The organism is Alteromonas sp. ABM1_013, assembly GCF_056160505.1.
Map to the genome: position 1 here is coordinate 983,706 of NZ_JBSWXH010000001.1, position 25,978 is coordinate 1,009,683.

Annotated in this window: 16 protein-coding genes; 9 read left to right on the forward strand and 7 right to left on the reverse strand. The window is 45.4% G+C overall.

Translation table 11 applies throughout. The features are described from left to right. Nucleotides 1–197: 197 nt before the first annotated feature. Nucleotides 198–2,945, reverse strand: coding sequence for an insulinase family protein (locus ACXAGK_RS04155; protein WP_474854292.1), 2,748 nt, complete (start codon nt 2,943–2,945; stop codon nt 198–200). Nucleotides 2,946–3,116: 171 nt separating this feature from the next. Between ACXAGK_RS04155 and sixA the strand changes: the two genes are divergently transcribed. Beyond that, nucleotides 3,117–3,632: a phosphohistidine phosphatase SixA gene (gene sixA / locus ACXAGK_RS04160; protein WP_474854294.1), complete on the forward strand. Its 516-nt coding sequence runs from the start codon at nt 3,117–3,119 to the stop codon at nt 3,630–3,632. Between the two features lie 121 nt (nt 3,633–3,753). After that, on the forward strand, nt 3,754–3,948 hold the full coding sequence (locus ACXAGK_RS04165; RefSeq protein ID WP_118489834.1) for a hypothetical protein: 195 nt from the start codon (nt 3,754–3,756) through the stop codon (nt 3,946–3,948). A 36-nt stretch (nt 3,949–3,984) separates the two neighbouring features. Here the strand turns inward: ACXAGK_RS04165 and ACXAGK_RS04170 are convergent, their stop codons facing one another. Both ACXAGK_RS04170 and ACXAGK_RS04175 read right to left on the reverse strand, forming a co-directional pair. Beyond that, nucleotides 3,985–5,280 (reverse strand): HlyC/CorC family transporter, encoded by a 1,296-nt coding sequence (locus ACXAGK_RS04170; protein WP_118489833.1) that lies wholly within the window; start codon nt 5,278–5,280, stop codon nt 3,985–3,987. A 163-nt stretch (nt 5,281–5,443) separates the two neighbouring features. Then, nucleotides 5,444–6,235: a cytochrome C assembly family protein gene (locus ACXAGK_RS04175; protein WP_474854297.1), complete on the reverse strand. Its 792-nt coding sequence runs from the start codon at nt 6,233–6,235 to the stop codon at nt 5,444–5,446. A gap of 297 nt (nt 6,236–6,532) precedes the next feature. Between ACXAGK_RS04175 and ffh the strand changes: the two genes are divergently transcribed. Further along, nucleotides 6,533–7,972: a signal recognition particle protein gene (ffh, locus tag ACXAGK_RS04180; protein ID WP_269916103.1), complete on the forward strand. Its 1,440-nt coding sequence runs from the start codon at nt 6,533–6,535 to the stop codon at nt 7,970–7,972. 184 nt (nt 7,973–8,156) lie between these two features. Continuing rightward, complete coding sequence (locus tag ACXAGK_RS04185; protein ID WP_474854299.1) at nt 8,157–10,214, forward strand: hypothetical protein; 2,058 nt, start codon at nt 8,157–8,159, stop codon at nt 10,212–10,214. 199 nt (nt 10,215–10,413) lie between these two features. On the opposite strand, the gene ACXAGK_RS04190 is transcribed toward ACXAGK_RS04185, so the two are convergent. Then, nucleotides 10,414–11,433, reverse strand: a complete 1,020-nt coding sequence (locus ACXAGK_RS04190) for a heparin lyase I family protein (RefSeq protein WP_474854301.1) — start codon at nt 11,431–11,433, stop codon at nt 10,414–10,416. A 350-nt stretch (nt 11,434–11,783) separates the two neighbouring features. Here ACXAGK_RS04190 and ACXAGK_RS04195 point away from each other — a divergent pair, with 350 nt between their 5' ends. The 5 genes from ACXAGK_RS04195 (at nt 11,784) to ACXAGK_RS04215 (ending at nt 19,570) form a co-directional block, all read left to right on the forward strand. After that, nucleotides 11,784–15,506, forward strand: coding sequence for an ATP-binding protein (locus ACXAGK_RS04195; RefSeq protein WP_474854303.1), 3,723 nt, complete (start codon nt 11,784–11,786; stop codon nt 15,504–15,506). Beyond that, nucleotides 15,503–16,138: a condensin complex protein MksE gene (locus tag ACXAGK_RS04200; RefSeq protein WP_014978725.1), complete on the forward strand. Its 636-nt coding sequence runs from the start codon at nt 15,503–15,505 to the stop codon at nt 16,136–16,138. Before ACXAGK_RS04195 ends, ACXAGK_RS04200 begins: the two co-directional genes overlap by 4 nt. Beyond that, nucleotides 16,135–17,352 carry a phosphoenolpyruvate carboxylase gene (locus ACXAGK_RS04205; RefSeq protein ID WP_474807924.1) on the forward strand — a complete coding sequence of 406 codons (1,218 nt, stop codon included), beginning with the start codon at nt 16,135–16,137 and terminating at the stop codon, nt 17,350–17,352. Before ACXAGK_RS04200 ends, ACXAGK_RS04205 begins: the two co-directional genes overlap by 4 nt. Nucleotides 17,353–17,814: 462 nt before the next feature. Further along, nucleotides 17,815–18,207 (forward strand): TerB family tellurite resistance protein, encoded by a 393-nt coding sequence (locus ACXAGK_RS04210; RefSeq protein ID WP_025254566.1) that lies wholly within the window; start codon nt 17,815–17,817, stop codon nt 18,205–18,207. Between the two features lie 34 nt (nt 18,208–18,241). Continuing rightward, complete coding sequence (locus ACXAGK_RS04215; RefSeq protein WP_474854306.1) at nt 18,242–19,570, forward strand: alpha/beta hydrolase; 1,329 nt, start codon at nt 18,242–18,244, stop codon at nt 19,568–19,570. A 273-nt stretch (nt 19,571–19,843) separates the two neighbouring features. On the opposite strand, the gene ACXAGK_RS04220 is transcribed toward ACXAGK_RS04215, so the two are convergent. The 3 genes from ACXAGK_RS04220 to ACXAGK_RS04230 form a co-directional block, all read right to left on the reverse strand. Then, nucleotides 19,844–22,960, reverse strand: coding sequence for an efflux RND transporter permease subunit (locus tag ACXAGK_RS04220; RefSeq protein WP_474854308.1), 3,117 nt, complete (start codon nt 22,958–22,960; stop codon nt 19,844–19,846). Beyond that, nucleotides 22,953–24,011, reverse strand: a complete 1,059-nt coding sequence (locus ACXAGK_RS04225) for an efflux RND transporter periplasmic adaptor subunit (protein WP_474854309.1) — start codon at nt 24,009–24,011, stop codon at nt 22,953–22,955. Before ACXAGK_RS04225 ends, ACXAGK_RS04220 begins: the two co-directional genes overlap by 8 nt. Nucleotides 24,012–24,153: 142 nt before the next feature. Further along, complete coding sequence (locus ACXAGK_RS04230) at nt 24,154–25,968, reverse strand: ABC transporter transmembrane domain-containing protein (RefSeq protein ID WP_474854311.1); 1,815 nt, start codon at nt 25,966–25,968, stop codon at nt 24,154–24,156. Nucleotides 25,969–25,978: the final 10 nt, after the last annotated feature.

A 25,978-nucleotide genomic window follows, 5' to 3' on the forward strand; every position in this document is an offset into this window, starting at 1 on the left:
TTTATATCTTTTTTAAATCGCTGGTGAGTATGTGTTTTCTATAAGGTGTTGACAATAAAGGGGATATTGTGGAGAGGTTAACCGCGTTATTTAAGAAAAAGCAATGAAGTTAGCGCTAAACTAATGCATAAGGTGGTCCTTAAACAAAAAGCAGAGTAGTTGTAAGTGTATAACAGTGTGATTATTGAAAACTGTGCTTAGTAGTACGGTATCTCTTGTTTGAAGTGTGAAATACTGTTTATCGTACGTTTCTCTTGAGTTGGAATTGTCTCGAATTTTCCTTTCGAAAATAGGACTAGCTCTCCACAGCGTTCACGCTTGGCAAGTTGATGTGCGAAATCTTGGATTTCTTCAAAGCTCAGTGCTTTAACTCGCTCTGCCAGTTTTACGTTTCTATTAAACCCTAAGTCTTGGGTACCCAAGCTCACCCATAGTCGCTGAGATTTCATAGAAAGTGTTAGGTCTCGTTCCTCTAGCTGTTTTATTAGATTTTGCTGAATAGTTGGCCAGTAGAAGCGATAAAACTCAATTTCATTTAACTGCTGAAACAAGAATTCTGTCATAGCATCTAGCAAATGTTTTGGGCTACATTGCGGGCTTTGAATATAGAACGCCATGCCGGGATGCTGGTTGTGCGGAACATAGCCGGTGCCTACGATATAGCCTAATTGCTGTTCTGTTCTTAATGCATTGAAAAATGGCGCGGCCAGCATTTGCTCTAAAATCATGCAAAGTGCCGTATCGGTAAAGCCCGGGGAGGGAGCTTGAAGATAGAGTACTACCGCCGAGTCATCGTGGTTACAAAGTACCTCATGGTAAAGCGTTCCCCCCACAGGCAGTTTAGACACCGCTCGTGAAAGTGGGCCGCCACCAGCATTAGGACACTGTTCTTGAAGCGCTTTTGAAAATACTTTTGCCTCTTCGCTAGACCAGTTCCCGTGCATAAATGCTTCAATGAAATAATGTTCAAAAGCACGTTTTCTGAAGTTTAGCATTTGCTCATAGGTGATACTATCTATTACATCTAACAGCTCTACTGGCGCTTGGGTGTTGCGCTGGATCAGCACGCTCAATCGTGAAAATAATCGGTTGGTGGGCTTATTTAATAGCGAATTGTGAAGACTCTGAATTTGCAGCGCTTTGTGGTGTTCAAAGGCTTTCTCATCAGTTATGAAATCAAGCACGGCCGCAAGAAGCTGGTTGGCTAATAAAGTTTGTTGATTAGTGAAGCCTCGTGTGTGAAGCGTAAACCCAGCCTGATGTCCGTATATACGATAATGCAGGCCTGCTATTTCGGCTCTGTAATATTTCGCCTGCAGGTAATCATTTAACGCACCCAGCCAGATGCGTTTAGCAGCAACCGCCAGTAAAGAGTCAGAAAATTTTGCGGCGTCAAAAGAGATATAAATATCGCCTTTAGGGCTATGGAACTGCTGGTCTTGGGCAAACCAAAAGCGATAACCACCGTTGTCCATCAATTTATTAGGAATATTAAAGCCAGCCTCAGGCAATATAAGGCTGTATTCGCTTGCCAAATAAGGGTTGGGTGGAGGAAGCTGTAATTCACTAATCGCCTTTGGTGACCCAAGTTCCTGCAGTAACTTAGGATCAATTTTATCTACACTGTATTCGGCTTCGTAGAACGCACAAACTTGTGTGGTTTTCACGTCTTTAGAAATAACTTTCAGGCGGATGTTATCTGGAGCAAAAAAGGATAAAGCATGTTCAATAACGCCTTTATCATAGCTACCTATGGTAGAGCGCAGTTTACCTAATTCGTCTGGCCCAAAAATAAACTGGTGCTGTGCGTATTCGGTCACCAGACTAAGTGGCTTAATATTTTCTTCGTACTCTAGGGCTAAAGTATTTAACTTTGACTTTTCGTGAAAGCGCCAATCTTCATGGGATGCTTCTCGAATTATTGAGATGTAACTAAATAGTGCTTCCAGTACACGGTTTTTGTTTTCCAGCCCGTTTTGGGTAAGCTGGAAACTCACGTTGAAGTCTTTAAATTTGTCTCCCTCAATACCCGAACCTGCAATAAGGTTAAGCGCCCAGTCCTTTTCTTTAAGGTAGGCAAGCAAACTACCTTCGCCCTCATCGCCAATTAAATGGCTAATGTAATTCAGCGGCTTTGTTACATAATCATTTTGTAAAGCGGGTAGGGCGAATGTCACTATCATCCGCTTTGCCGACTGAAGCGGATGTATGTTTATTTGTATACCCAATTCATTTTTGGTGTAAAGGGCTGGCCAGTCATCTGACGCTAACTGTCCTGACGGCATACTGGCAAAACATTGATGCACTAATGCTTCAAGTTGAGGTAAAGGCATGGTGCTGGCAATACACAGGCACATGTTTTTGGCGCAGTAATAAGTATGGTGAAGTGTTTTGAGTTGTTGTTTCAGCGCAACGCATTCATGTTGAGAAAAGGTATCGCTGTTACCCACTGAGAACTTAGCGAAAGGGTGCTCTGGATTACAGGTTTCTTTGTGAATTTGGTAAAGGCGACGAAGGTCGTCTTTTTTCTTAAACTCAAATTCCGCATGAATGTTCTTTATTTCGTTGGTAAGCGATTCTTCCTCGAACAAAGGTTGCCTAAGCATGTCGGCAAAAGCAGGTAAGGTTTGCGCAATTGCGTCCCCACTACAATTAAAATGATAGTTTGCGTATTCGGTGCCAGTCCAAGCGTTTATGGTGCCCCCATGCTGTTCAATAAAGCCATTTATCGCATTAGGTTTAGGTAAGTGCCGGCTCCCCATGAAAAGCATGTGTTCTAAAAGGTGGGCTAACCCCTGACAATCGTGGGGGTCGTAAAAGTGTCCTGCTCGCACTGCCATCGAAACAAAAGACTCATTTGCCTCGGGCGTATGACACAGCATAACACGTAGGCCGTTAGGCAAAGTTATGTGGTGCGCGTTTTCTAAGTTGATCGTGTTATTCACATTTTCTCATATATGGTCAAAAGCACCTTACTGCTGGAGCATCTATTAAGGTAATCTTCACAAAACATTAAATAATAGTCGAAAATTGCCATTATTCACGGTTTTGCGCTAGGCGTAGATTCAGCTCTCTGATATCGTTAGCGTACTTTCATTAATACTATGCGCAATGTTATGTCAGGTCAAAGTAGCAACGACGACATTTATCTTTTCATTATGCGTCACGGTGAAGCAGAAGCACCTCGACTCGATGACAAAAGTAGGCAGCTCACGTCAGTTGGCCGAGAACAAGCCAAGACCGCTGCACTATGGCTAAAAGATCAGTACTGCACCGAAGGCGTTGTTGATTTAGCGCTTGTTAGCCCTTACCGCAGAGCAAAACAAACTTTTGATATGGTGTCGTTAGATGTGGTGGCGGGTAAAGTAGAAAGTAACGAAGATATTGTGCCAGAAGGCTCGCCACGATTGGTAAGTGATTATATCGACGGCTTGCTTCACGCAGCAGTCAACTCTAAAAAGTCTATTAACAAGGTGCTTGTCGTTAGTCATATGCCACTAGTTAGCTATTTGGTTGATGAACTTTGCCAGTCCTACACCACCAGCTTGTTTTCTACAGCGTCAATTGCGGTAATTAAGTACTCTTTGAATGAGCACAAGGGCACCTTAGTTACGCACTATCAAGGTCTCTAACCCTGTCCATTCATTCTCATGTTAATTAATAAAAATTGAACAAATAATTGTTAAGTATATCCCTATCCGGTCGATAGCCTTTTTGAGAGTGTCAAAGTTTATTCTATTGAAGGGTTGGGAAATGGACAGCAAATCTATTCCTGAGCTCCTTAAGCGTTCATTGCAGTCGCATATGGCGGAGGCTGATTTACGTGAAGATGAGGAGACGCAGGATATTATTGCCAGGTTATCTGAACTATCAGATAAAGTCGCTGCTGCGAAAGCAAGAGCGCTGGCGAATCGTGCACAGCGTCTCGCTGACGAAACAAAAGGCTAACAGATAAGGTCAAAGGAACAATAACCACCCCGTTGCTTAGTGGTCATTGTTTGACTCGTTCGGTGCAACATAATATTCCGGCATAATTCTGACGGTTTTTATCATGCTTTCTGAAATATCCACAATTTCAAGTGGGTAACCTGCCAAACGTACACTGACTTTGTTTTCCGGAATATCTTCAAGATACTCAAGCAATAGCCCGTTAAGGGTTTTCGGTCCTTCGGTTGGTAATTTCCAGTCCATTTCGCGGTTTAATTCACGCACGTTGGCACTACCGTCGACCAGTACCGAGCCATCTTGCTGTACGTGGGCTTCTTTACTGTGATCGGGAACCATACTAGTGGTGAAGTCACCGATAATTTCTTCTAAAATATCTTCCAGGGTTACTAGGCCCATGATATCGCCATATTCGTCTACCACTAAGGCGATGCGCTCTTTCTCTGCCTGAAACTTATACATTAGCGTATGCAGTGGCGTAGATTCAGGGGTGTAGTAAATTTCCCGTACTGCGCGAAGCAGGCTCGATTTGGTAAACTGATCTTTTGATAAAAGCCGCAGAGCATCACGTACGTGTACAAAACCTACCGCGTCATCGACACTATCGCGATATAACAACACTCGGGTGTGCTGAGCATGGGTCAAGGCTTTTTGAATTTTCTTCCAGTCGTCATTGATATCTATAGCAAAAATTTCAGCGCGAGGCACCATGATATCTTCGGCAGTGACGCTTTCTAAATCCAGAATGCTAACCAACATGTCTTGGTGACGCTTAGGGATCATAGCGCCAGCTTCAAACACTACGGTTCTCAATTCTTCTCTACTCAATGAATCATCATTGCCATTTGCCGGGCTAATTTTTAGCAGTGCAAGAATGCCGTTAGTTATACCGTTGATAGCTGCGACAAAAGGGTAAAGTAGGGTGAGTAATGGAAGCAGAATAATAGAACTAGGGAACGCTATCTTTTCAGGATAAAGTGCAGCCAAGGTCTTAGGGGTGACTTCTGCAAAAATGAGTAGAACTAACGTTAGGCCAAAGGTTGCCGCGAACAGCCCCCAATAGTCACCAAATAGGCGAATACAGAGTATGGTGGCAAGCGAAGAAGCCGCTATGTTAACAAGGTTGTTACCGATTAGGATGAGGCCGATTAGGCGGTCTGGTCGTTCTAGAAGCTTAGCAACACGCATAGCTGAGCGGTTGCCTTCTCCCTGCAAGTGCTTAAGTCGATAGCGGTTTATCGACATCATGCCTGTTTCTGAACTAGAGAAATACGCAGATAGTAATATGAGTACGCCGAGCGCGATAAACAGCGTACTCGTTGATATGTCGTCCAATTAAGGTTTTCCTGTACAAACTAAGGCTTCAAATGTATTGATTTGAAGGGGGAGTTTCAAGGGGAAATTGTTGATATCAACCTAAATACTTAGAAAGTTTAGTGTAAAGAGTGAGCCGCCTAGCAATGTGGTAGATAGATTCGGCGGCTACAAATATGTTTATTTAAAGAAGGAACTCGCGCACTAACTTGCTACCAAAATAGGCAAGAGATAACAGCGTGACACCCAATACCGTCATAACAATGACTTGGCGTCCTCGCCAACCTCTTAGTTTTTGGCCTATCAGAAGAATAAGAAAAACCACAAGCGCAGCAGCGGAAAGCACCGTTTTGTGCGCATAGGTCTTATTAAACATATCCTCTAAAAAAACAAATCCGCTAATAAGCGAAACAGTCAATAAACAAGTGCCCGCAAGTAATAGCTTAAACAAGATGTTCTCTACCAGCATTAGAGGGGGCAGCGATGAGTGGAGCAGCGCGGCACCTTTCTGTTTTAGCCTATAGGTGATGTAAGACATTTGAAGTGCATACAAAAACGCGATGACCAAAGTACAGTATGCAAACAAGGATAGGCTAATATGAATCACTAAGCCGGGCTGCAGTTCAATATGCATGATGTACGACACGGGGATAAACTTTGAAGCAAGCACCGTGAGGCTGGCAAAGCCGAATACGACGGGAAGTAATATCAAATTTGGAATAGAGCGGGCGAAAATGAGCATGGAGATAGTGATTATCCACGACACTAATGAAAGTACATTGGTTACACTCATATCCTGACCTGGCGCTACCATAATGGCGCTGGTAAGAAACGCGATATGTGCGATTGCCCCTACACTAGCGATAGATAGACCTAAACGTTTGTTTGGGCCATCCTGATGTACGAATTTGCCAATTAGCACTGCCGCAGCCAACGCGTAGAGTAAAGCAGCAGAAATGGCGAAAAGGGTGTTCATGATGCGTCCTGTAATAGGTAGGTGATGTCTTCACCGACTGAGTCGGTATTGATACTGCAACTTGCAAGTAAATTCAACCATCTCCTTGATTTTGTTTGTTTCACACCCACTTTTAGTGTGGGTATAGGGTCATGAATAGTTAATTTTTACTCATGTTCAATTCGAAATTTATACATCAAAGTTCGACAGCCCTTAGCGAAAACGTTTAAAAATTTAACCGCAATTGTGGGTACGTTACCGTTCGCTTTTACGTTACAATGCGGGCATTACGTCTGAAATAAAAAGAAGTTTCATACTATGTTTGAGAATTTATCAGAACGCTTAGGCCAGACATTACGAAATGTCAGCGGTAAAGGGCGTCTTACTGAAGACAATATTAAAGAAACGCTACGTGAAGTGCGAATGGCACTCCTTGAAGCCGACGTAGCGCTTCCAGTGGTAAAATCGTTTGTTGCGCAGGTAAAAGAGCGTGCTGTTGGCACAGAAGTGACCAAGAGTCTTAAACCTGGCCAAGTATTCATTAAAATCGTTCAGTCTGAACTAGAGTCTGTAATGGGTGAGGCGAACGAAAAGCTGAACCTAGCAACTCAGCCTCCTGCTGTTGTGCTAATGGCGGGTCTACAAGGTGCGGGTAAAACCACCTCTGTAGGTAAACTTGCCAAATACTTAACAGAGCGCGAGAAAAAGAAAGTAATGGTAGTGAGTGCCGACGTATACCGTCCCGCCGCTATCAAGCAGCTTGAAACCCTTGCTGGTGAAGTGAATGTTGCTTTCCATCCGTCAACGATTTTACAAAAGCCGATTGATATCGTTAACGATGCCATTGTCGAAGCTAAGAAGAACTTCTTTGATGTACTACTAGTGGATACCGCAGGTCGTTTGCACGTCGACAATGACATGATGGACGAAATTAAAGAGCTTCACGCTGCCGTTAAGCCTATCGAGACTCTGTTTGTGGTTGACGCCATGACGGGGCAAGATGCTGCGAATACGGCAAAAGCCTTTAACGATGCGCTTCCGCTTACCGGTGTAATCCTTACCAAAGCGGACGGTGACGCAAGAGGTGGTGCTGCGCTGTCGGTTCGTCACATTACCGGTAAGCCAATCAAGTTTATTGGTATGGGGGAGAAGGTTGATGCACTTGAGCCTTTCCACCCTGAGCGTGTTGCGTCTCGTATCTTGGGCATGGGTGACGTACTCAGCCTTATCGAAGAGGTTGAGCGTAAAGTAGATAAATCAAAAGCCGAAAAGCTAGCCAAAAAAGTACAGAAAGGTAAAGGCTTTGATCTGCAAGACTTTAAAGATCAGCTTGAGCAGATGAAGAACATGGGCGGCATGATGGGAATGCTTGATAAGCTGCCTGGCATGGGCGGTATGTCTGATAAAATTAAAGATCAGGCGAACGACAAGCAGTTCAATCAAATGGAAGCCATCATCAATTCAATGACACCGGCTGAGCGTGCGCGCCCTGATATGATCAAAGGTTCACGCAAACGTCGTATTGCAGCAGGCTCTGGAACCCAAATTCAAGACGTAAACCGTTTGCTTAAACAGTTTACGCAAATGCAGAAAATGATGAAGAAGATGTCTGGCGGCGGCATGAAGAAAATGATGCGCCAGATGAAAGGCATGATGCCTCCGGGTGGCGGCGGCTTTGGAGGCCCTGGCGGTCCGGGCGGCCCAGGTGGATTTGGCGGTGGCGGCTTCGGCGGGGGCGGCGGCTTCCCACCACGCTAATTCGCTATAGTTCTAACACTACCAAAAACCTCAACAGCAGCATTGCGTTGAGGTTTTTTTATTTTTGTTGCATCCAATATTAAATGTGGCTCGTTTGGCTTGTTGAACAGGACGTGAGCAGTATCTATCGCACAGATTCGCGGTTGACAGCGTCTCTTCAAAAACAACAAGTATGGAGATGAAGATGGAATTCAATAAAACTTCGCAGCAAAAAATGAAATTATCATTATTAGCAACGGCTATGGTTTTTGCCTTAAGCGCCTGTGATGGTGACGACGGGACCGACGGTTTGGATGGTGCTGATGGCGTCGATGGCGCACCAGGCCAAGACGGTACACCCGGCTTTGCTGCAGCTACTTTCCTGGTTGCCAATAATGGCGATGATAATCGCAATACGGTAACGGCTGTCGACCAAAACGCTAGCGCGCTAAGTACGGTAACCACTGGCGCTAATGAAGGTATTGTCTTCACCAATAAAGGTTCTCTTATTCAAGCGGGCGACAGTGACTTACCGCTTTTAAGAACGCAATGTAATTTTGATACACAGACTGATTACATGATGAATAAAGGGCACGAGATAACGGGGGCAGCTACCGGTTTAGTCAACCCTAAAGGTATAGCTTTTGCTGAAAATGCTGGCCTAGTGATGGTGGCAGACTTCAACGGTCAAAAAATAAGCGTGTTTGGTAGTCAAGCAGCAGGGGACGTTGCACCTATTGCTGAGATAATGGTATCTGCAAAACCATGGGATTTGGCCTACGACGAGCAAAGCGATAGGTTATTCGTTGCACTTACCGACGGCACGCTAGCGGTGTACGACAATGTGGCAAGTTCAAATTTTGCGCCTACTGTGATGCGTTCAGTTGTTCCTTCGGACACCGATGGAAATCAAATTTCGATTAATTTGCACGGCATTGTGTATGAACCTAAATCTAACCGTATTGTGCTATCAGATGTGGGCGATGCTTCTGTGGCCGACGACGGTCAAATATTTGTAATTGAAAATGTTTCTTCAGCAGACGGGGCTGTCGTACCAACCAGAGTAATAGGCGGAGCATCGACCCAGCTTGGTAACCCAGTAGACATTATCCTAACCGGGTCTGATCTTCGCGTGGCGGAAAAATCAAACGACGCCATTCTGGTTTTCTCAAATATTTTCAACGGAGAGAGCGGTGATATTGCACCGACATTATCAACGCCATCGGTGAAGCCGGAGTCTTTAGCTGAATTCAAAGAATTAGGTGAAATGAAAGACGCTTCGGACGACGGGATAACGACTATGCCTATTATGGGGCTTTCGGTATCAAGTAATCCTTCAACCGAAGGGGGTACAACAGGTGAGGTTGCCCAATATAGCGCTACATTAACCAGTGACCTGAGCGCTTTTAACGCAGGTATGAGCATTGAAAGTGCCGCGTTTACGGCAAGTGGTGACGGTGTTATCACTTTTGATGATGTGGATACATCAACAGGCGGCTTACTGGTAATCAATCGCTTGAAAACTATGCGCAATGGGATGACGTACAGCGATAGCTACGACCACATGATTATGGGTAGCGAAACCGGACTGATTGCACCGAAAGGGTTAGACATTGCTTCTGAAGCCGGTGTGGTGTTTGTGGCTGATGTTAATGAAAACACGCCTGCTGTAAGAGTATTTTCGCCATGTGCATCGGGTAATGTCGCGCCTCTTTTAACGCTCGAAGCCGCTGATGGTGGACGTCCTTGGGATGTGGATTACGACCCATCGACTGACAGCGCGTATTTAGCATTAACCAACGGTTCTGTGGCAGTTTTTGAAGAAGTAATGCGCAGACTGCAAAGTGGTGAGACCGTAATTACAGGTGAAGATAGATTAATCGTACCCGCAAGCGACGGTGCTGCATTTGAGGCGCCAACGAACATCCATGGTATAGACTACGATAGCCAAAGCGATAGCCTTGTTATTTCTGACGTTGGTAGCGCTGCAGATGCAACAGACGGCAAAGTTTACGTTATTCCTGGTGCTGGCAACGCAGATGGTTTAACCGATGTATCGGTTAATATTGCGGGCCCGAGTTCGATGTTGGGTAACCCAGTGGATCTGATGCTTAGCAACGGTCATGTTTACGTAGCAGAAAAATCAAACGGTATGATCCTACGCTTCGACAACATTTTAAATTCAGCCTCGGGTGACATTGCGCCGACTTTCAGCATGATGTACCCCGCGCCAGAGTCTGTGAATGTACTAGCTGTTAAATAGGTAAGGTAGTGGTTGGAAGGCGCATAATAGCGCTTTCCAACGTGATAGTTTAAAAACACACTGTCAAAGCTAAATGAGTGTGGTAAGTGAACCTGAGTATTGCTTACCGCCTTTTTTAAAAGAACTTTTAAAAACGTCTTTCGACTATTCCCAGTATCACTTAAAGTGAAAACATCGATTGAGTAGCTTCAATTGCAAATCAAAGCGTACCTTTTCTAATAACGAAGTCAGCAAACTTCACTCGTTCTTCCTGCTGGCGTAATTTATCTATTTCAGCGGTAGAGCGATAGATACCCCACTTAGGGCGGATAAAGTCCTCGTCAGATACACCTCGCCACATATCGATATCTGTTTCGTTAATGTCGACTATAGTCGCGTCGTCACGAACGCGGGTTATTTGCAAGATGAAGTCGCCTTCTTCGGCAAAGGTTGCTTGCACAAATACCTTAACCCACTCATCGGCGATATCGCTCCAGTTTGCTCGAACTAAATAAACATCACTGGTGCGAGAACCGTCAGAGTTAAACCCTACACTGTGTCTTACTTGTAGTTCTTTGCCTGAGCTGTCTTTTTCAACAGCAGAAAGGGTAATGACGGGCTGATCGTCGTTACCGTTACTGTTGTCTTCACTGTCATTTCGCGCTTTAAGCTGGAAGAAGTGGCTAAACCTGCTCGTTAAAGACATATCGCTGTCAACATAGAAATACCATTCAAACTGCATGGTTTCTCCTTCAAACCCGAGTACTTCGACATCGCTTTTGTCATAGGTTTTTATTTCGTTGCGCTGACGGTCCGACTGAACACCTTTGTTGAAGTCCTCATCTCGGTGGGCTAAAAACACAAAGTGGTGGCCTACAACGCTATCGGTTTCCTCTAAAATATGCGGCGTAGAAGTATGGTCACCAGCGAATAAGTCGGGGGCTTCTATGCTGCCTTCTCCAAACACGCTTTCTATTGATGCGTAGGTTTCGCTAGCGCTGGCAGCGCCCGTGGCGCTCAACATGATTTCAGACTTTAGGGTAAACTCTGCTTGCTCTTCAGTGGGCGTTTCTCCACCACCTTGAGAATCAGGTACAGCCACAGGTTGAGAAGTTGTATCACTCATAGAGCTACTTCCACAGGCCGATACCGCTGTTATCACCAATGCAATTAAAAAGAAGTAGAAAAGTACTTTTAGGGTTTCTTGTAGGGCGTTTTCGTTTTTGTTGTTTGTAGACACGGTTTTTACCAAATGTTTCTTATTGGTTAATAAGATGTTTTAAAATTGGTTAACCAGCAAGTGCAAAAGTTAATCTAGTTAGAAAAATTATTGAAATTTTATTTTTAATTCGAAGCGGCGCAAACCTCGATAAAGAGAAACATCAAATGATTCTTGCGCCATAGCGTGCTTTGTAACCAACAAATCATTGCGCATCTGTGCAAATTCGTGAATTCATAATACACTGACGGGCTACATCGTGCGCATGTGCGCGGCTTCTATTCGATATACCGCTTTTTTGTATATCAAAGCAGGCACAATTTTGTGCTGTGTGAGGATTCACACAGCAGAGTTATTGATACAGGAACACTATGGCAGGCTTAAAACGTATTATTCTTATCGACACGCATTTACCAGGCGTGGTCGAACTAAAGCTTGATGGACACACCAATATTTGTGGTACCAATGCGTCGGGTAAAACCACGCTTCAGCGACTTATACCCGTGTTTTACGGCGAATACCCTAGTCGTGTGGTACCAGCAACCCGTGACAGCTTTGAACGCTGGTACTTACCGCGTTTATCTAGCTTTATTATCTATGAATATACACGCGCTGAAGGCGACCTATGCCAAGCTGTATTAAGCTCAAACGGAACCGGCGTCAATTATCGTTTAATTGGCAAGCCATTTGAAATCAGTGATTATTTAATAGAACAAAAGAACGGTAAACACGCCAGTGTAAGTAGCGCCGAGCTTGCACGTGCCATGAAGCGCAACAACATATTGGTAACCAGCTTACTTAATACCAAAGACTTCCGCGCCATCATTCAAAACGACCACGGTGTGCTTAACCAGAGTAACAATGCCCGTGAGCTATTAGGCTACGCCAAAATCTTCAGCCTTTGCGAACCGTCGAAACACATGCGCCACATCGAGAAACTTGCTAAAGCGGTGCACTCTAAAGAAGGCAAGATGGAAACCATTAAAGCCATGATTGCCGCTATTTTAGAAGAGGATGGGGTTACGCCGCCTACTTCAGGCCTTAGCCGCCATCGGGTTGATGACTGGATTAAAGAATGTCACTTAATTAAACAATTCGACAAAATTCGTCCTGAGTTTTCTAAACTCGAGCAAGCGGACATGGCGCTAACGAGCACAGAGCAAGTGCTTGCTAACCTTAAGCATAGCTTCGAGCTTGATAAGACCTACTTAGCTGCGCGCGTTGAAACAACAAAAAATGAATTGGATGAGAATAGCTTCCAGCGCAAACAAACGGACAGCGAGTGGGGTGATACCCGTGATCACCTAAACCAGGTAATTTCTTCTGCTCGCGCTGATGTTGAGAAGTTCACCAGTGAACTTGATACGGTAGAGCGTGAATTCGATAAGTGGCAAGACGAAAATATTGAGCAGCTTAAAGAAGACGTCGCAAATTTGTCGCAGTGGCAAAATGAAAAAGCCATGGCCGATAGTCGCTATGTACTGCTTACTGAAAAGCACCAAGATATTGAGTCGGCCTACAACAAGCGCTTGGCTGAGCTAGGTGAAAAGCTGTCAATTACTCTAGAAGAAATGTCAGCCGCACGCCAAGAAGCCGCAGAGAATAAAGCTGAGCAGCAGCAGAGCGAGCGTGAGGCGTTAAGCCGCATTCAGAGCGACTACAATAGTCAGCTAAGTGCGCTTCAGAACGACTACCAAAATAGTTTAAATGAGCTAAAAGTCGCTGAAGCTGAACTGAAAGCTTCATTGAGTAACGCAGGCTACAACGAGTTTGAACAATCTCAACTCGATATTCTTGATGCGGCCATTAAAGAAGCATCTATCAATGAAGATGCAGCGCGCGGTGAACTGCGACAAGCGCAGCAGGCGCACAGCAAATCAGTTGAGTTTCGTAAAGAATGTTCAAATGCGTTAGATAAAGCACGCAACGCCTTTCAACTAGAAGAAAAAGCGGTTAACAAAATTAATGCGCTTCTTTACCCTGGCGAAGGCTCGCTACTTGAGTTCTTGCGCGCCAACGTCGATGACTGGGAGTTATCCTTAGGTAAAGTTGTTCGCCCTGAGCTACTAGAACGCACTGATTTAGCGCCTGCTATGGCAAAGGATGCACAGGATGCCAGCGATACCTTTATGGGCGTTAAGTTAGCACTTACTGAACTTGACACCCCAGACTATGCCTTTACCGAGCAAGCCCTTAAGCAGCAATTGCAAGAAGCTGAAATTCGTCAGGCTGCTGCTCTAGCCGCCCAAAACGAATGTGAGCAGCGCCTAGCGAAAGCCAACGAAGACGTGCGTAATGCCGAGCTTGTGGTTACCCAAAAAGACAATGCCGTTAAAAGTGCGGAAGCTAGCCGTAAACGTGCACAGCAAGACCGCGATACGGTACTTAGCGAATATCAGCAGGCTCTATCTACTCGTAAGCAAAAAGCCAAAACTAAGCTAGAAGCGAATCAGCAGTCGCAAAAGCAAGCAAAAGCTCAGTTTGAGCTTAGCCGAGACGAAATTAAAGATCAGCAGCGTGAAGCCGAAACTGAGCACAAGTTCCATTGGCAGCAGCTCATCGCTGACAGTGAAGCGCGGATTTCTCAGCTTGATAGCGATATGCGAAAAGCGAAGGACAGTGCTGCTCAAGACCGAAAAGATATGCAAGATTGGCTGGAAAGCGAATTGAGCAATCGCGGTGTGGATGTTGATGAAATAGGTCAGCTTAAAAAGCAAATCAATAAGCTTAAAGAAGACATTACGCGCACTGAAACCCACCGTCACAAAGTAGCCGACTATGAACGTTGGTACACTAACGTGTTTACCAAGCAAAAAGTGGTATGGCAAGAAGGTTTGTCTAAGTCGCGCAAGTTATTGGGCGAATCTGAGCGTAATTTAGCCAGCAAACAAGCTACCTATAAAGCTAATCGCGAACAGCTTCAAGAACAGCATGGGCAGCTTGAAACTACGCTTAAAACTGCCAGTGAGCACCTGGAGCAAGTTAAAACGTTAAGTAAGTCGTTAGCTAAGCTAACTCTTCAGGCTGGTGATGAAACGGCTGAAATTAAGCATGACGATGTCAGTATTGGTCAACGTATCTCAGAAGTACAGAGCCAGCTTCAGGAACGTGAAAACTTATTGAGCGATGTACGAGCTTATGTAGAAAGGTTTGATCAGCTTATAGCAGCGCAAGCAGGTACAGGTTTATCCGACACCTGGGAGCGCGCCCGTGAAGAGTGTGCAACGCTTAACGCCCACGGCGTGAAGAGTTTTGATCACCGTCGCATGGTGTCGCACCTTGCACAGCTTTTGAACGTGATTGTGCCGCAAAAGCTGCAAGGCTTACGTGAACAAGGCCGTATATTCGGTGCTGATCTTTCGCAATACTATTTTGTTCTTGCCGATATCGATAAACGCATTGTGTCGCAAAGCCGCCGCATTACCCAAGAGGTCGACGGCGATCTTTCCCTTGATGGTGTATCAGATTCTGCCGTTAAAATTCGTTCACGTATTAGCGAACTCGAATTTTGGCCTGAACTCGAGCAATTCAGAAAGCTTTATGAACACTGGATGGAAGAGGGGGCAAACGAACTGCCGGAAGAAGAGTATGGGCAGAGTATGCGCCGGGTTCTTGATATTCTTGGCCGTGCAGCGCTTACGGGCGGCATCAGCAAGTTACTTGATATCGAGCTTCACCTGCGTGAGGGGAACAGCGACCTTGTTATCCGTACCGACCGCCAGCTGAATGAATCATCAAGCCACGGTATGGCCTACCTTATTCTGTGTAAATTCTTACTTGCCTTTACCCGTCTGCTGCGCGGCGATGCCGACGCCACCGTGCATTGGCCGATCGATGAGCTAGGTACACTTCACCAAAACAACGTGAAGAAAATCTTTGAAGCCTGTCAAAACAATAACATTAGTGTAGTGGGTGCATTCCCGAATCCAGAATCGGAAGTATTGACGCTATTCGAAAACCGCTACTTGATAGATAAAGTAACTCGCCAATTGCAGGTAGTTCAACCGAAAGCAAGTTCGATAGGCGCACGCATAAAACTAAAAAAAGAAGCTGAAAAGAACAGTGAAGTAGCAGGCAAGGAGACTTCAGCATGATGACAGAACAAGGCCGTGTACTAAGTGCACTTTTACAAGGCGCGTTTATTTGTCAGGTGACCGATGAAGAGGCGTGGCGTTTTCTTAAATCAAGAGATAACGCTGCACAGCTAGAGCCTCACTTAGCATTGCTGAACCGCACACTCTCGACTACCGCAGAAGGTGATGTTTTCTTTGCTAGCTTTCTCACCATAGGTGAAAACGAACGTAAAGTACTAACCCAGCAGTTTCAAGATACAGCGTCTAATCTAGTGCCTCTGGTAGAGTGGTTATTACTAGTTCAACAAGCCAATGAATCTGACATGCCAATAACCATGGGCAGCGCTATTCGTTTGAACGAGCTGCAAACAACTATTGAAGACACGCCGGCCTATGCAGAGCAACTAGAGAAAATTTCGCGCTATCGTATGTTCGGCTCTACCAGCGTGAACTTAGATGGACAGCTAAAGCAGGTTTTTAAACGCTTAACAGAAATGGGTTACCTGATTAAACCTAACCCGGATAAACAAATCTATTTGGGCACAGGTAAGATAGAACACCTTTACGAAATGCTGCGCTTTATCGACGAAACCGAAGCGCTGAGCTTGTCTGAGCAGGCGGAGGCCGCTATTTCGCAAGGTAGCTTGATATGAGCCAGGTTTTAATTCAAGCGGGGACCAAACTATTAAATGCACTGGGGCGTCACAGCGACCTTATTATGCAGGCGTATGTTAATGGTTCAGTGAAAGAGCGCGACCACAGCCCAAAGGTATTGGAGCAGCTCGTTCAATTGGGCGTCTTATGGCGTCCCGAAGCGCAAAGTGAATTGCGCTTAAAAAGTGCGGTAAGAACGCTTCTAGAAGGAAGCTTGCAAGACGAACGTAACCGAACAATTAATGCGAATATTGGTGCGTCGCTGGCAAGCCTTAAAACCCTAACCGAGCACTATAAAGAAGCCCTTCACTACAACAAGTACAATGAAGCGGCAGCCCACATGGGCGATTTGACCGAGCATGTCTATCAACTTTCAGAATCATTGAGTAATAGCGTGCGTGTCATGTTCGGCCGTATTAACAATGAATTCGGTTATGTGTCGTCGGTTGAAGCTAAAATTCGCGAAAACGAGCTAGCGCAGGGGCAGGTAACGGATTTGCTCGCTCAGCTTGAGTGTTTCCGCTTCGATGAGTTAAGTGAACTGGCTGGGTCTAACCGCGAGCTACGCCACTTATTGGTAGTATCACTCCAGCAGCGCTTTTCTAAAGCCGCACAAGAGCTATCTGTTGTACAAGCGCGTTTATTAGACCTGTTAGGCCGGTTTAGAGAGTTTCAAGGTCGTACACGGTTACTTAAAGGGTTTTTGCTACACATGGAGCAGCAGCCTGATTTCGCGCCGGGTAACTATGCTAATCTAACCAATGTGCCAGTATTGTTTAATCAATCAGATTCGATTATTGCCAACGCAGCGCCTGATGTGAATAACGTTGAGCATGAAGCTGATTATCAAAGTATTGTGTCGTCGTTGACTCATGTACACAAACGCCAGTCTCAGCACGAAGATACTAAGCCTGTTGACATTGATGTGACCGAGCAATCCACTCTGTCGCTAGAAAAAGATCCCCTTCAGCAGGCAGTTGAAGCCTATTTCTGTGAGGTGATTGATTCAGGCCAGCCTAAAACGGCACTGAATTATTTTGAAGAGCACGCTTTAGACTTTGACCCAGAGGTGTGGATTTATCAGGTAATTGGTGGGTATCAAGCCCTAAACGATGAAGATAAGCAGTTTTTTGCATTAGAATCTCACGGTAATAACGATAAAATCTATACAGGTAACTTCTATATAAATGACATCACGTTGGGCCTGCGTTGATGTCGAATTTTGTGCGCACCTAAATCTCGTCGAATTAAGTCTGGCCCTCGCAAATCAAGAGCGTGCCAGACTTTTTGTTTAGCTGTGATTTGCAGAGAATCAAAGACAACTTCAATATTCGTTCAATTCAATACTCCACAAAAGCCCTTCGTATTTTGCGATGGCTACCACTTGGAACCTGCCAAAAAAGTCCTATAATGCAATAGGTGTTTACACTTATTTAACATCGTGAACTAAAAGCTTCATCGCTGCGTAATGTTACCGTCAATCGAGCGGTCTACATTGTTAGTCCTGTAGCCTTTGGAACCAAAGTAAAGGTTGGCAGGTCTTAAAAGCAGTCAATAAGCGCTTTAATGCGTTCGATGTTTAATAGCTCGATGTAGGCACAGAAAATTTTCGCTACTGCTAGGATGCAGAGCATGTTGTGGTACTGCTGCGTACAGTACGAAGAGGAAGAGAGTTATGCAATTATCAGAACAACAAAGTTTTAACCAAGCCCTTATCAAGCTTTCAGTTTTACTTTATCAAGTCGATGGAATGGTAACATTGACTGAACAAGACTACCTGAATGCTATGGTTGAATCGTTAGATTGGCAAAGCCCAATCTGTCGCGAAGCATTTCTAAACGACACTATTTATCAAGCCCGAAAGGCCATCGACACCGGCGATACTGTCACTTTTTTAAAAAGCCTCAAAAATGATCTATCGTTTGACGCAGACAAAACGTTAGAGGTGGCTATGGCGATTACCGGTGTAGATGGTGAGCGAAGTGAAGAAGAAACCGAGCTTCTATCATTACTTACTCATAAATTACTCGCCAAGGCATTAGTTTCAGGCAAAGATACATTACAATAATTGCTTTAAAGCATCGTAGGTGTCTTTCTAACTAATGCGAAAAAAGTTGCGCCAGCTAACGCGCCCCAAAGTGCGTCCAGAAATACAAGAACACTCATTGAAAGCAGCATATTTATGTGCTGCTTCTCTCGCGTTGTTCGTGTTAAGCGGGTGCTATTCATCCCCCAGCTCTCAAGTAAGTGCGTCTCAAGTCAGCGCGTTTCAATTTAGCGCGAGTACCCAAGCGTTCCCAGTTGGTGTGCAACCCTTCGACGATTATTTAAAAGACGTTGAGGGCTACCTTTTAAAGCACAGGGCATTTATATCCGACAACAAAACGCAAGAAATTGCCATGAACATGCCTTTTGAATGTGGCACACAATACCGCGACATCGGTGTGTTATTGGTTCATGGCCTTGGCGATTCACCTTATTTCTTTCGCGATGTGGCAAACGCCTTGTGTGATAAAGGCATACATGTAAGAACCATCTTGCTACCTGGGCATGGCTCAAAGCCAGGGGACATGCTAAACGTTAACTATGAACAGTGGCAGGCTGAAACCAATCACCACATAAAGCTGTTTTCTGAAGAAGTAGATAACCTCTACATTGGGGGCTTCTCAACGGGGGCAAATTTAACCACTATTGCAAGTTTTTCAATGGCCGACGAGCTCGATATTAAAGGGCTTATGCATTTTTCACCAGCCTTTAAGTCACGCTTTTTTGTGTCCCGTTTGGCCCCTTATATCGATTCATTGTTTCCTTGGCCTAATGTAGAAGAGGAAGATAACCCCAGCCGTTATAATTCCACCGCTATGCCCGGATTCGCTGCCTATCAGGAAAGCGTAAACGTGCTTCAAGAGTTGTTTTCTCAATCAGAAGGAAAGCGAACTTTGAACCTTCCTGTAATTATGGTGGTGGCCGAAAAAGACAGCGTGGTTGATACCAAAAATATTGCTGAACAATTTAGAGATAATTTCATTCATCCGCGTAAGTGTCTATTGTGGCAGGGAGAGAAGAAACCTGAAGTGCCTGATAATACACTCATCATGCAAACCATGAACTTACCCGAGCAGCGAATTAGTGCGGCTTCTCATATGAGTACACTTTTTTCTGAGCATAACTCCTTGTATGGAACGGAAAGTAGGTTTCGCATTTGTGACAACGGCCAAGGGAGTGATGCTGAAGCGCGCTGCAAAGCAGGGGAAGAAGTATGGTATGGACCTTGGGGATTTGAACCTGCGGTCGAAAACAACAGGCTTAGCAGTGATAAAGAAGAAAGAGTGTATGCAAGGCTCACGTATAACCCTTACTTCGAGAGGATGGTAGATCAGCTGCTGGCCTTTACAGGCAAGACGAAAGTTAAAGCTTTTTGTAAGACCTAGTAAGAAGTTTAGTCCTCATAACGCGATTTATATGTCTTTCGTATTTCTGCAGCATTTCAACTAAAAACGCCTGAGCCAATGCGTAATAACAATTGTGTTTGTTACTACGCCCGTGGCTGAGGTGTCTCTTTTATTTCTTAACGCTCCCTGACTGGCAAAGCGACTATTTATTATCGGTTTGAAAAGGGTTTAAGCACAACTCAAGTACGTAAACATGGCGCAAACATTACGCACCGCTTAAATAGGCGTAGCGCCTATCTAAGCGGGAAAATTTTAAGAGTGCTGAGCGTTCGCTTCTTCCATCTCTTTTTCAAGCTTAGCGCTTTCATCTGCACGAGGTTTGGTGAAGCGTGCTAGTGCTAGGTAAAGTACAGGCGTGAGGTAAAGAGTAAATACCACTGCGATACCCAGGCCGCCAAACACCACCCAACCAATCGCATTGCGTGCTTCAGCACCTGCTCCTGTTGATAGTATCAACGGCAGGCCACCTAGAATTGTAGATACCAAGGTCATCATAATGGGGCGTAAACGCACTTTGCCTGCTTCAACAATAGCGTCATAGATATCAAACCCTTTATCACGTAGCTGATCGGCAAACTCAATCAGTAGAATGGCATTTTTGGCAAGTAGGCCAATTAACATAACTAGTCCGATTTGCGAGTATATGTTAATACTAGTGCTGGTTAAAAACAGCGCGTAGACCGCAGCTGCAATACCAAAGGGCACGGTAAGCATAACAACAACGGCGCTATTCACACTTTCAAACTGTGCCGCTAGCACAAGCAAAACGATGACAAACGCTAAAATATAGGTAAGCGCGACCTGTTTGGACGTTTCTTCAAAGGTTTGTGCTTCACCTAAAAAGACCAATCCGATGCCATCGGGCAAAGTATCAAGTGCTAGCGTGCGTATTTGATCTACTACTTCACTAAGTGCCACATCTTCTGGTAACTCCATTTCCACTTTTATTGCTCGTCGCTGGGCTTGACGTTCTAGTTCAGCAGCAACGCCTTCTTCGCTAATAAATGCCACACTAGAAAGCGGTACTAAATTTCCATCAACGCTTTTTACATACAGGCTGGTAAGCTCTGACGGGTCTAGCGTACTGCGATTATTAGTTTGCAGCATAATAGGAATGGCCTGATCGCCTACGTTTAAATCGGCAATGTCATCGCCATTAACGGCAGCGCGCAGCGTACTCGCGATGTCGGTAAGCGGCACGCCCAGCTCCTCTGCACGACGGCGGTCTATATTAACGCGCATTTGTGGTTGGGTAGGGTCGTAGCTTATTCTGGGTCTGCCAAGCTCGGGCAGCTTTTCTTCAAGCTGACGGGAAAAGTTTTGCGCTGCTAGAAAAATGTTTTCATAGGTATCACCGGTGAGCGCAATCTCCAATCCGCCACCTTGACCACGCAAATTAAGGCTATTGCCACCAAAGGCGTTACCAGGAGCACCGGGTATTTGCTGTAGTTTAGGGCGAATTTCGTTAACGACATCTTGAAGTGATTTGTCACGTTCATCCCAATGCTTAAGCGGTGCGGTAATAAATACAATGTTCGGATCCCATGAGCCAACTACCGTGTAAATCGAATCTATGGTGCCGTTTTCAACATAAGGAAGCAGCAGCTCTTCCATTTTTTCTGCTTGTCTATCCATAAAGTTCAGCCCAGCGCCATCAGGGCCGCGGGCAAATATCCGAATTGTGCCTCTATCTTCGCTTGGCAAAAGCTCATTATCGATATTTTGTGACAATATATAAGCGCCACCTCCAGCGGCTAGGCTAAGTATGCCCACTACCCAGCCATACTTAAGGGCTTTTAGCAGTGAAGCTTGATATACACCAAGGCACGCATTACCAAAGCGTCCAAAGGTTTTACTAAACAAGCCATCCCTTTTTGTTTCTTTTACTTTTAGGCGTGCGGTAAGCGCAGGTACCAAGGAAAGTGCAACAAAAGAGGAGATAACAACAGCGCCTGCTAATACCCCTCCAAACTCTCTAAACAAACGCCCAGCGGTTGAAGGAAGGAATGCAATGGGAATAAATACAGAGGCAAGTACTGCGGTGGTTGCCACTACGGCAAAAAATACTTCACGTGTGCCGATTACGGCTGCAGCACGAGCACCTAACCCCATACTTCTGCGACGCTGAATATTTTCAGAAACAACAATCGCATCGTCCACAATCATACCCGTGGCTAAAACAAGGGCGAGCAGGGTAAGGATATTAATTGAAAACCCCATGCCCCAAATAATTGCCAAGGCACCTGCTAGCGATACAGGAATAGAAAGCGCCGGAACAATGGTTGCGCGCCATGAACCTATAAATACCAGTAACGTCACCACCACTAAAGCGACGGTAAGGCTAAGCGATATCACAACTTCTTTCACAGAATCTCTAATAAACTCCGCGTCGTCAGCCGTCACCGTGATGTGCATGTCGGTGAAGCGCTTGTCTAGGTCTTTGACCATGGCTAGCACTTCATCAGATATTTCTATGGTATTAGAGCTAGCTTGTCGAATGACACCTACACCGATAACTGGTGTGCCGTCTAAGCGAACCACGCTGGTGGTATCGGCGGGGCCAAAGTAAACACTGGCGACATCATTAATGCGAATATCACCACTTACAACAATGTTGCCAACATCTTCTGCCGAGACTGACGTTGCATCAGCTCGCACAATAAGCGCCTGTTCTGCCGACTGTATACTGCCTGCGGGAACATCAAAAGGCGCGAGCGATAGGGCGTCGGCTATATCACTCATGGAAAGACTAAAGCTGGTAAGGCGAAGCGGGTCAACGGATACGCGCAAGACACGTTCTCTATCGCCGTTTAGGGTAACATCCGCAACACCGGGAATGCTGAGAAACAAAGGCGCTACGTCTGTATCGACGCGCTCGGTGAGTGTTTCCATATCCAGGGTATCACTAGAGATAGCAAGGCTAACTACCGCTTGAGCATCGCTGTCTGCGCGAATGATTGCCACTTGCTCTACGTCCTCAGGAAGTTGACGCTGTACGCGACTTACAGATTCACGCACTTCATTGGCGGCATCTTCTAAGTTGACGCCAGGGCGAAACTCTACACGTACGCGGGCAGAGTTTTCTTCGCTTTGCGCGTATATGTTTTTCACACCGCTAACGCGGGCAACTGCACCTTCCAGTCGGCCAGTAACTTCCGCATCCACGGTTTCAGGGGAAGCGCCGGGAAATTGCGCTGTAACCGTAACGCGAGGGGTATCAACATCGGGGAGTTCTCGAACCTCAAGCCCGCTTAAAGCGGCAAGGCCTGCAATGGCAATAAGCAGATTGAGAACAACGATTAAAACTGGGCGTCGTATTGAGAGTGAGGGAAGATCACTGACTGTAGATGATAGATTTGGATCACTCACCTTGAGGCCCTCCGGCCAGTTCAGTAGTAATTTCTTGGCCTGTACGTAAGCGCTGTACGCCTTCTGAAATTAATGCGTCGCCTTCTTTAATATTGCCAGAGACTAGAATAGTTCCTCTTAAACGCTGATGGACACTTACATCCACACGTTTGGCTTTCCCATCTTCAGCAAGCCAAATATACGCACCGGTTGCTCCCCACAGTAACGCGGCTTCAGGCACGGCAGCGTAGCGATCACCTTCAATGCTTAAGTTAACTCTAAAACTCATACCCGGACGGAATTTATCAGATGAGTTATCTAAAAGTGCGCGAGCACGAAGGGTGCGGTCAGCTTCATTAATACGAGAATCGACCTGCGCTATTTCGGCTTTCACCAGTTGTTCTTTATCGCTCCAAGGTTCAAGTGTGACGTTCGGCGCATTGAGCAAAACAGGAAGGGCGGCTTCAGGGGCTTTGAAATTGATAAAAAGCTTGCTTCTATTATCGAGCGTGGTGATAACCGTTTGTTCGTTAATCCGATCGCCTACCTCTACGTCAGTAATTCCAACAATGCCGTCAAAAGGCGCGACAATATGCCTGTCTTCTAAATCTGCTTTCGCTTCTTCTAATGCGACCTCAGCAAGATCACGCTGAGTGCGTGCTAGGTCTAGTTCGCTAACGGGCACTGCACCTTGCTTATAGCTTGAGGCTAAGCGCTCCACCGTGCGCTGGGCGTCCTCTAGAGTAAGCTTAGCGCGCTTTAATGCAGTTTGTTGTCGTCTATCGTCAAGGCGAACCAATACCTTGCCTTTCTCCACCGATTGGCCCGGTACGAAGTTAATTTCTGTTACTTCATCAGAAACGGCAGGATATAACACGATAGAGCGTACGGCTTCTGCACTGCCAACCGCTTCAACTTTTCGTGTTTCGTTCATAAATTGAATGGGCTTGGTCACAACAAGCTTCGCTTGTCTATCTCCCATAAACTGCGCGTTCGCAGTTGATACCATCACTAAAAAAAGAGCACAAAGACGTGTCCATGTCTTTAATGCATCATAGACTGAATATTTCATTTTAAACCCGTAGCGTTAGTTAAGTTTACTCTGCTCATCGCTGTAGAGAGCGGTAAACCCTTTATTTTTGTATGACCAAAACGGATGTTTAATAGCCGATTGGTTAACCTAATTGTTTGTACCGTATAGCACCACAGGCGGTTCAGCTAAGCAATTGCAGTTCAGCGTATTCCCTGTACAGGGTATCGCTTTTCATCAAAGTAGCGTGATTGCCACTTCCTACAACCTTGCCTTTATCCATAACCAAAATACGGTCAGCATGCTGTACTGTTGCAAGTCGGTGGGCTATGACGATGCTGGTTTTGCCTACCATTAGTCTATCTATCGCTTGCTGAACCATACGTTCACTCATGGCATCAAGCGCGCTCGTCGCTTCATCGAGCAGTAAAATTGGGCGGTCGGCCAAAATAGCGCGAGCAATAGCAATACGTTGTTTTTGGCCACCAGAAAGCTTCACGCCCCTTTCGCCTAACTGGGTGTTATAACGTTCATCAAGGCTATCAATAAATTCGTGAGCAAAGGCTTGCTTTGCCGCATTTACTACGGCTTCATCGGAGGCTTCAGGGCTGCCGTAACGAATGTTCTCCATTACGGTATCTGCAAATACTACGGGCTCTTGAGTGACAATCGCAATATGCTGCCTCAGTACATTAACGGGCATTTTGTTAATAGGCATCCCGTTAAACAGAATTTGCCCGCTACTTGGGTCGTAAAAACGCATTAGCAATTGAAAGAGGGTGGTTTTACCTGCGCCACTCGCGCCAACTAAAGCAAGGCGTTCTCCAGCTTTTATATCAATGTCCAAGTTATCAAACAAAGGTTTACTATCTGGATATGCAAAGGAAACTTTGTCCAACTGAATTCGAGGGGCAGCCTTGGAAATTGAAACCTTATTTTCAACCTCTTTGACGTTAGATTCTACTGTGTGCTTAGGCTCGGTAATTTTGTTTGCCTCATCTGATACAGGTTTAATAGCTGACTCAGTAGTAAACAGTTCGTATAAACGCTCGCTCGCCCCCACACCACGCTGTACTTCGCCTATGACTTCACTAATTGTGGCCACACTGCCGCCAGCCATAACGGCATAGAAAAGAAAGGCAGAAAGCTCGCCTACTGTCATGGTTCCGTCAAGTACTTGCCTTGCGCCTACCCAGGCAATAAAAATAATAGCTGTCATGCTGATACACATAATGCAGCCAATCAGTAATGAACGGTAATGGATACGCTTTTTGGCTACATCCATGGCAAGCTCAACTTTTCTAGAAAAGTGCAGGCGCTCAGCATTTTCAGCGGTATAGGCCTGTACGGTCATAATTTCATGTAAACTTTCATCAATTCGTGCACCCAAATCTGCCACTTTGTCCTGGCTTTCTTTGGCATAACGGCGTACTTGAGGCGCCAGTACTTTGATAGGAACCAGCACCGCGGGTACTGCAACAATTACACAGAAGGTAAGAAGGGGACTGGAAAAGGTCATAAGGGCCAGTGCACCAACAAAAGTCACGACCGAGCGAAGGGTCATCGACAAACTCATTCCCACCACAGTCTGGATGATTGTCGTATCGCTGGTAAATCGAGATATTACTTCTCCTGTTCGAAGTTCTGCGAAAAATGACGGCGGAAGCGAGAGAAGATGCGCATATACCTGGTTTCGAATATCTGCGCTAACCCGTTCGCCAAGCCAAGTCATTAAGTAAAAGCGCGCATAAGTTGCTAAACAGGCGATGATGGTTATAGCAAGTACCATAACCGTAGCTTTGTTTAAGGTGTCGGCAGCGTTTTCGATAAAGCCGCTATCTATCGCGTACTTAATGCCTTGTCCAAGTAAAAGCCATGCGATAGCTGCGGCAAAAAGGGCGATGACAGCGCCTACAACTCTTGTTTTATATTGAAGTAAATGTGAGCCAATCCACTTTAAGACTTGCTTTGTTGATACGGTTGGTAGCGGTGTCGTCAAAATTACCTCG

What these genes read in the sequence shown, in the direction of transcription:
- ffh (WP_269916103.1), top strand. Translation starts at nt 6,533, where the DNA reads ATGTTTGAGAATTTATCAGAACGCTTAGGCCAGACATTACGAAATGTC.
- ACXAGK_RS04195 (WP_474854303.1), top strand. Translation starts at nt 11,784, where the DNA reads ATGGCAGGCTTAAAACGTATTATTCTTATCGACACGCATTTACCAGGC.
- ACXAGK_RS04185 (WP_474854299.1), top strand. Translation starts at nt 8,157, where the DNA reads ATGGAATTCAATAAAACTTCGCAGCAAAAAATGAAATTATCATTATTA.
- ACXAGK_RS04165 (WP_118489834.1), top strand. Translation starts at nt 3,754, where the DNA reads ATGGACAGCAAATCTATTCCTGAGCTCCTTAAGCGTTCATTGCAGTCG.
- ACXAGK_RS04200 (WP_014978725.1), top strand. Translation starts at nt 15,503, where the DNA reads ATGATGACAGAACAAGGCCGTGTACTAAGTGCACTTTTACAAGGCGCG.
- ACXAGK_RS04210 (WP_025254566.1), top strand. Translation starts at nt 17,815, where the DNA reads ATGCAATTATCAGAACAACAAAGTTTTAACCAAGCCCTTATCAAGCTT.
- ACXAGK_RS04215 (WP_474854306.1), top strand. Translation starts at nt 18,242, where the DNA reads ATGCGAAAAAAGTTGCGCCAGCTAACGCGCCCCAAAGTGCGTCCAGAA.
- sixA (WP_474854294.1), top strand. Translation starts at nt 3,117, where the DNA reads ATGTCAGGTCAAAGTAGCAACGACGACATTTATCTTTTCATTATGCGT.
- ACXAGK_RS04205 (WP_474807924.1), top strand. Translation starts at nt 16,135, where the DNA reads ATGAGCCAGGTTTTAATTCAAGCGGGGACCAAACTATTAAATGCACTG.
- ACXAGK_RS04225 (WP_474854309.1), bottom strand. Translation starts at nt 24,011, where the DNA reads ATGAAATATTCAGTCTATGATGCATTAAAGACATGGACACGTCTTTGT.
- ACXAGK_RS04175 (WP_474854297.1), bottom strand. Translation starts at nt 6,235, where the DNA reads ATGAACACCCTTTTCGCCATTTCTGCTGCTTTACTCTACGCGTTGGCT.